This is a genomic window from Amaricoccus sp. W119, from assembly GCF_047275745.1.
In the GTDB taxonomy this organism is placed as follows: Bacteria; Pseudomonadota; Alphaproteobacteria; order Rhodobacterales; family Rhodobacteraceae; genus Amaricoccus.
Map to the genome: position 1 here is coordinate 1 of NZ_JBKQWU010000143.1, position 2,792 is coordinate 2,792.

Sequence of the window (2,792 nt, forward strand, 5' to 3'; positions counted from 1 at the left end):
GGGCCGAAAAGCAGGACGGCCGCGGGGGCGCCTGCCCTCGCGGCCGTCCCTTCCCCGGGCGCGGGGATGTCAGGCGCTCAGAACACCCATTTCGCCGCGAGCACGATCGAGCGGCCGCGCTCGGCGATCGGCGTCACCTCGCCGTATTCCTGACCATAGCTCGCGCGATCGGAATACTGCTCGTCGAAGACGTTGTTGGCTTCGACACGCAGGGTCAGGTTCTCGATCCGGCGCGGCTCGTATTCGGCATAGAGGTTGACGACGGTGTAGCCCGGGATCTCCTCATAGACCTCGCCCGGGATATCCGGACGGGGACCGCCCGCGAGATCGTCGTTGTCGAGTGCGATGTCGATGACGCCGCCGAAGGCGAGCCCGTACTGGTCGAGCCGCTGCTGCGCCTCGATCGCGGCGGTCCGGCCGACCGGGGCGCCGAAATAGGTGAGCGTGTCGGAATCGACCGCGTCGCCCCCCGAAGTCACGTCCGCGTCGGTGTAGCTCGCCCGCACGAAGCCGCTGGCCCAGGCATAGCCGGCGTCGATCCGCCAGCCTTCGGAGGTGAAGTCGAAGGGNTCGCCCCCCGAAGTCACGTCCGCGTCGGTGTAGCTCGCCCGCACGAAGCCGCTGGCCCAGGCATAGCCGGCGTCGATCCGCCAGCCTTCGGAGGTGAAGTCGAAGGGCAGGAAGGGTCCGGCGCCGTAACTCGCGTCACGCGCGTTCTCGACTTCGGTCTGGAAGATCGAGGCGCCGGCGGTGAAGCCCAGATGCTCGAAGGTCAGCCCCCCGGTCATGTTCCGCGCGCGCACCGCCTCCATGTCGTCGTAGACCCAGGCCGGGTTGAAGATATAGGGCTCGTTGAGCGCGATGCCGCCGAAGACATCCGAGTAGCCGGCGGAGACCATCCACATGTTGTTGAGGTCGTATTCGGCCGAGACGTTGCCGCTCAGCCCCTCGGTATCATGGGTGCTGCCGTCGATGCCCTCGAATTCCTGCATGTCGCCCCGGAAGCCGAAGGAGAGGCGGAACGGATCGCTCGGGTTGAGGCGCGCCTGGGCGTAGAGGCCGTAGTTCGTGGCCCGCTCGGTCGCGGTGGCGGTGAAATCGTCGGTGTAGCTCGTCTCGTCGCGGTAGAAGTCGAAACCGGCCGCGACCGAGCCGATGCTGCCGACCGGGAAACGGTTCTCGATGAGCCCGTTCCAGCTTTCGCCCTCGCCCTCGCTGCCCCAGGGATCGAGCACGGTGGTCTCGTTCTGGCTCCAGGCGAGCACCGCGCGCGGCTGCCAGATGCCCATGGCCTGCGTCGCCTCGTAGCTCGCGATGATATCGGTGTTCACGAGGTCGTAGCGCCGGATCTCCGCCTCGCCGGGGCGCCCGACACTGCCGACGTTGGCGCGGAACGGACGGTCGGCATCGTCGGTGATCTGGCTCGCCGAAAGCTCGAACCGGTGGCCGGTCGGGCTTTCCCAGGCACCCTTGGCGAGCAGGCTCAGCAGGTCGACGCCGGTGCCCGGGATCTCGTTCCCGTCGCCGTCGTCGTAGTTGTCGCCATCGCCGTAGCGGACATAGCCGAGGCCCTCGAAGCCGTTGTGCCGGCCATAGGCGGAGAGACCGCCGATGAAGGTATTGCCGTTGAAGCCGTATTGCGCCGTGCCGAAGCCGCCGAAATTCGCATCCGGCGCCAGCAGGTCGCCCGCGTCCACCGTCTCATAGGCGATCGCACCGGCGAGCGCGCCCGGACCGGCGTCGGCCGCCGCGACGCCGGGATCGACGCGCACCGCCTTCAGGAGCGCGGGGTCGATCGTGTTCGTGGTGGCGTGGTGGAAGATCTTCAGATTCTCGCGCGCGCCATCCACGGTGACGGCGAGATTGGTCTCCTCGATCCCGTTCACATAGACCTTCGACGACGTGGAGCCCGCGCCGACCTGGATCGAGGATTCGCCCGAGAACAGCTGATCGACATTCTGCGGGTTCAGCCGTTCGATCTCCTCCGGGCCGATATGGAACGACTGCGCCCGGTCGGCGGCGTCCGCGTCCGGGTCCCAGGCGTTTTGCGCCTCGATCACGATCGGGCCGAGCACGGTCGTGCCGGTACCGAGGTCCTGGGCAAGGGCCGGGCCGATCGAGAAAGCGGACAGACCGGCGGCGATCGCCGCGGGGTGGGAGCGTGGGAACATGGGCCTCTCGCGAGTTTGGTGGAAGCATGGCTGGCTACGGCGGGACTGGCACCGTTGGCTCGCGGGGTCGGCGGGGCGGGTATTTGTCGAGTCTTTTGATTATATATTGGCGGCTCTGTGTCCGATTCCGTTCCGCTTGTCAAACCTTCCCGGCCGATCCACTGCCCGCGCCGCGCCTAATATGGACACGGGCACCACCCCTGCGATAAGAATTTCTCCGAGCCCGATACCGGGGCCTTTTCCAAAGTGAATTTGTCAACTATAAGCTGTTCCGGACAACAACCTGGAGAATCACATGCGGCCATCCGCCGTTCCCACGATCGGCCGATGCAGCAAGCCAGCTCCCGCAGCCAGCCGCGTCAGATCCACCGCCTCCCGAGCCAGACGCCGGAACTCCTCCGGCCGATAGCCGTCGTACCCCGCCGCCGCCCTCCGGCGCGCAGCTTATCCTCCCTTGCGCTGACCGCTCCGGCATGGACCGGTCCCGGCCCAGAGGCGTTTCCCTTGTCAGAGCACCCCACCGCCCAGTCGCATGCCTGCGCCGAGCGCGCCACATGGCAGGCGTTTCTCAACTGCTACCTGCGCGAGATCGACGCCGGGACATGGCTCCCGGGCCAGCCG

Annotated in this window: 1 protein-coding gene; it reads right to left on the minus strand. The window is 67.2% G+C overall.

Going from position 1 to position 2,792, the window contains the following annotated elements:
* Positions 1-77: 77 nt before the first annotated feature.
* Complete coding sequence (locus ACLJK8_RS22395; protein ID WP_413152632.1) at positions 78-2,171, minus strand: TonB-dependent receptor domain-containing protein; 2,094 nt, start codon at positions 2,169-2,171, stop codon at positions 78-80.
* Positions 2,172-2,792: the final 621 nt, after the last annotated feature.